5 protein-coding genes are annotated in these 4,334 nt (G+C 68.8%); all 5 read left to right on the forward strand.

The genetic code is table 11. From position 1 onward, the window contains the following. A partial coding sequence (locus tag GJV64_RS11895; RefSeq protein WP_328799181.1) for a glutamate ligase domain-containing protein occupies positions 1-506 on the forward strand: 506 nt, incomplete at its 5' end. After that, positions 503-1,576, forward strand: coding sequence for a phospho-N-acetylmuramoyl-pentapeptide-transferase (gene mraY, locus GJV64_RS11900; RefSeq protein WP_164157428.1), 1,074 nt, complete (start codon positions 503-505; stop codon positions 1,574-1,576). The genes GJV64_RS11895 and mraY, both read left to right, overlap by 4 nt. Next, the gene (murD, locus tag GJV64_RS11905) at positions 1,573-2,868 is read left to right on the forward strand and encodes a UDP-N-acetylmuramoyl-L-alanine--D-glutamate ligase (RefSeq protein ID WP_164157429.1); all 1,296 of its coding nucleotides are present in this window, start codon (positions 1,573-1,575) and stop codon (positions 2,866-2,868) included. The genes mraY and murD overlap by 4 nt, the downstream gene beginning before the upstream one ends. Continuing rightward, positions 2,865-4,112 carry an FtsW/RodA/SpoVE family cell cycle protein gene (locus GJV64_RS11910; RefSeq protein WP_235927728.1) on the forward strand — a complete coding sequence of 416 codons (1,248 nt, stop codon included), beginning with the start codon at positions 2,865-2,867 and terminating at the stop codon, positions 4,110-4,112. The genes murD and GJV64_RS11910 overlap by 4 nt, the downstream gene beginning before the upstream one ends. After that, positions 4,109-4,334 (forward strand): glycosyltransferase (locus GJV64_RS11915; protein ID WP_205599617.1); only part of this gene is annotated, 226 nt, incomplete at its 3' end. The genes GJV64_RS11910 and GJV64_RS11915, both read left to right, overlap by 4 nt.

The following is a 4,334-nucleotide window of genomic DNA, read 5'->3' on the forward strand; positions in this document are numbered from 1 at the left end:
ACGCTGCGGGCGCTGATCTCGCGCTGGCCGGCCTGGCGCTGGCAGACCTGAATGGCCTGCCCGGCCGCGGTCGCCGCCTGCGCGTGCCGGCGGGGGACGGACAGGCGATCATCATCGATGAAGCCTACAACGCCAATCCGGCCAGCATGGCCGCCAGCCTTGCCGTGCTGCGCGACGTGGCGCCACAGCGCCATGGCCGGCGCCTCGCGCTGCTGGGCAGCATGAAGGAACTGGGCGAGCACAGCCATGATCTGCACGCCGGCCTGGCCACCGAAGTGCTGGGTGCCGGCGTTGCGGTGGCGGTGCTGGTCGGCGCCGAGATGCAGCCGCTGGCCGCTGCGCTCAAGCGCCAGATCGACGTGCGCCATGTCGCCGATGCCGATGCCGCGCTGGCCGAACTGGCGCCGCTGCTGGCCGCCGACGACGTGTTGCTGGTGAAGGGATCCAATTCGATGCGCCTCGCCCGCGTGATCGAGGCACTGGCCGGGCAGGAGATGGCGGCATGATCAAGCTGATCGCCGATCTGGCCGGCTATGAAGGCCTGTTCAACCTGTTCCGCTACATCAGCTTCCGGGCGATCGGGGCGCTGATCACGGCGCTGGCCATCGCACTGCTTCTGGGCCCGCGCTTCATCGACATGTTGCGCACGAAGCAGGGCAAGGGCCAGCCGATCCGCGAGGACGGGCCGGAATGGCACCTGCTGACGAAGCGCGGCACCCCCACCATGGGCGGGCTGCTCATCCTCATCGGCTTCACCGTCTCCACCCTCTTGTGGATGGACCTGAACAACGGCTTCGTGTGGGCGGCACTGGGCGTCACGCTGGGCTTTGGCGCCATCGGCTTCATGGACGATTTCGACAAGGTGACGAAGCAGAGCCACAAGGGCGTCTCCGGCAAGGTGCGCCTGGCCCTTGAATTCCTCATTGCCGGCCTCGCCTGCGCCTTCATTGCCAGCCGCACGGGCTTCACCCTCTATCTGCCGTTCCTGAAGGATTTCGGCATTCCGCTGGGACTGTTCTACATCGCCTTTGCCGCCTTCATCGTCACCGGCTTCGGCAATGCGGTGAACCTCACCGACGGGCTGGATGGCCTCGCCACCATGCCGGTGATCATCGCCGCCGGGGCCTTTGCGATCATCGCCTATCTCGTCGGCAACATCCGCTTTTCCGATTATCTGGGCATCCACCACGTGCCGGGATCGGGCGAGTTGGCGGTGTTCTGCGCGGCGCTGATCGGCGCCTGCCTGGGCTTCCTGTGGTTCAACGCGCCGCCGGCCATGGTGTTCATGGGCGACACCGGCAGCCTGGCACTGGGCGGCGCGCTCGGCACCATCGCGGTGGTGACCAACCATGAACTCGTGCTGCTGCTGATCGGCGGCCTGTTCGTTCTGGAGACCTTGTCGGTCATCATCCAGGTGGCCAGCTTCAAGCTGACCGGCAAGCGCGTGTTCCGCATGGCGCCGCTGCACCATCATTACGAGAAGAAGGGCTGGAAGGAATCGACCGTCGTCATCCGCTTCTGGATCATCGCCATCCTGCTGGCGCTGATCGGCCTGGCCACGTTGAAGCTGAGATGATCACGTCGCCCGCCTTTGCCGGGAAGACCTGGGGCGTGCTGGGCCTGGCCCGCACCGGCCGGGCGGCAGCGGCCGCGCTGGCGGCATCGGGCGGCCAGGTGTGGGGCTGGGATGATGGCGAGGCGGCGAGGGCCGCGTTCGAGGGCAAGCTCGTCAACCTGAACGAAGCCGACCTCGCCGGGCTGGCCGGCATCATCGTCTCGCCGGGCGTGCCGCATTCGGCCCCGATCTTTGCCGCCGGGGCAAGGGCCGGCGTGCCGGTGATCGGCGATGTCGAGCTGTTCGCCCGCGCCCTGCCCGCCATGCCGCCGTGCCGTATCGTCGGCATCACCGGCACCAACGGCAAATCGACCACCACGGCGCTGATCCACCACCTGTGCAAGACGGCTGGCCTGCCGACGGCAATGGGCGGCAACATCGGCCTGCCCATCCTGGCGCAGGATCCGCTACCGGCCGGCGGCGTCTGGGTGCTGGAGCTGTCGAGCTATCAGCTGGAGATCACGCACAGCCTGGCCTGCGACATCGCCATCCTCACCAACATCACGCCTGATCATCTCGAACGGCACGGCACCCTGGCCGCTTACGCCGGCGCCAAGGCCCGCCTGTTCGCGATGCAGCAGCCCGGCAGCACCGCCATCGTGAACGCTGCCGCGCAGGCGCGCTGGCAGCTGGCGACGGGGCTGGGGCGCATCATCACCATCGAGGATGTGGCGCTGCCGGGCGATCAGGCCGACTGGCCGGGCCTGGCCGGGCCGCACAATCTGGAAAATGCCCGCGCCGCCGTCGCTGCCGCCCGCCTGCTGGGGATTGATGATGCGGTGATCGCCCAGGGGCTGGCCAGCTATCGCGCGCTCGATCACCGCATGGAGCCGGTGGCCGAGCTGGGCGGCGTGCGCTTCGTCAATGACAGCAAGGCCACCAACCCCGACAGCACGGCCCCGGCGCTGGCGGCCTTCGCGCGCATCCACTGGATCGCCGGTGGCCGCCCCAAGCTGGACGACAAGGGCCAGGCCGACCTGTCTGCTGTGTTCGGCAATCTTGGCCATGTCGTCCACGCCTGGCTGATCGGAGAGGCGGCACCGGCCTTTGCCGCGCAGCTTGAGGGCCGCGTGCCGGTGACAGAGGCCGGCACGCTGGGCACGGCGCTGGCTGGTGCGGCGGCAGCGGCGCAAGCCGGCGATGTCGTGCTGTTCAGCCCGGCAGCCGCCAGCTTCGACCAGTACCGGGATTTCGAGCATCGCGGCCAGGCCTTCCGCGATGCCGTGGCAGCACTCAAGGAGGCGGCGGCGTGATCGGGGGCAGCAGCATGGCCGATTTCGGCAGGGGCCGGGCGAACGGCAATCGCGGCAGGCCGCTCGCCGCTGCCCTGTCGCGCGGCGACCGCTCGATTTGGGGCCGTTGGTTCTGGACGATCGACAAGACGCTGCTGATCCTCATCTTCGCGCTGATCGCTGCCGGCATCGTGGCGGTGGCCGCCGCCTCGCCGGCCGCAGCCCGCCGCCTGTCGGGCACCAGCTTCCGCTATGATGATCTGCATTTCCTCTATCGCCAGCTTGGCTGGGTGGCGCTGGGCGTGCCGCTGATGCTGGCCACCTCCATGCTCGATGTCCGCATGTTGAGGCGGCTTGCGGTGCTGGGCACGGCGCTGTGCCTGGTGGCGCTGGTGCTGGTGCCGTTCATCGGCGGCGGCGCCAACGGCGCGACACGCTGGATCCAGCTGCCCGGCTTCCAGTTCCAGCCGTCGGAATTCTTCAAGCCCTGCTTCATCGTCACCACCGCCTGGCTGCTCAGCCTGAAGGTCGAGGACAGCAGCCTGCCCACCATGCAGATCTCGGCCGCGGTGCTGGCCATGGCGGTGATCTGCCTGATCGCCCAGCCCGATGTCGGCCAGTCCGCGCTGATCGCCGCCGTGTGGCTGGTGCAGGCCATGCTGGCCGGCTTGTCATTCACCATCATCGGCATCCTCGCCGCGCTGGGGGTCGTTGCGTTGATCGCGGCCTATTTCACCCTCGATCACTTTGCCTCGCGCATCGACAAGTTCGTCACCGGCGCCGGCGACACGTTCCAGATCGACAAGGCGCTCGATTGCTTCCGCGCCGGCGGCTGGCTCGGCACCGGGCCGGGCGAGGGCCGCATGAAGTTCCGCCTGCCCGAGGCCCAGACCGACTATATCTTCTCGGTGATCGGCGAGGAGTTCGGGCTGGTCGCCTGCTTCCTGCTGGCCGGGCTGTTCATGGGGCTGGTGGTGCGCGCGCTGCTCGTGGCGATGGACGAGGAGGAGCCCTTCGTCTTCCTCGCCACCGCCGGTCTCGCGACCCAGTTCGGCCTGCAGGCGTCCATCAACATGATGGTCAACCTGTCGCTGCTGCCGTCGAAGGGCATGACGCTGCCGTTCATCAGCCACGGCGGATCCTCGTTCCTCGCCATCTCGCTGGGCGCCGGGCTGCTGCTGGCGTTGACCCGCTGCAACCCGTTCCTGAAGGGCCAGGCGTGGGCTCAGGCGGGGTCGGGCGCCGTCCGGATGGGGGCGGCATGACCGATAGTCCACGCCAGCTGACTCCCGGCCCCGGCGGCACCTATGTGCTGTGCGCTGGCGGCACCGGCGGGCACATGGTGCCGGCGCATTGCCTGGCGCTGGAGCTGATGGCGCGCGGGCACGGCGTGCACCTCGTTACCGATGCGCGCGGCCGGCGCTTTCCCGGCCTGTTCGAGGGCGTGCCGGTGACCGAGGTGGAGGCCGCCTCGACGGGGCGCAGCG

The sequence above is a fragment of the Sandarakinorhabdus rubra genome, from assembly GCF_010994245.1.
GTDB lineage: Bacteria > Pseudomonadota > Alphaproteobacteria > Sphingomonadales > Sphingomonadaceae > Sandarakinorhabdus > Sandarakinorhabdus rubra.

Excerpts from the sequence above, each read along its gene's own strand:
- mraY (WP_164157428.1), top strand. The coding sequence starts at position 503 with ATGATCAAGCTGATCGCCGATCTGGCCGGCTATGAAGGCCTGTTCAAC.
- murD (WP_164157429.1), top strand. The coding sequence starts at position 1,573 with ATGATCACGTCGCCCGCCTTTGCCGGGAAGACCTGGGGCGTGCTGGGC.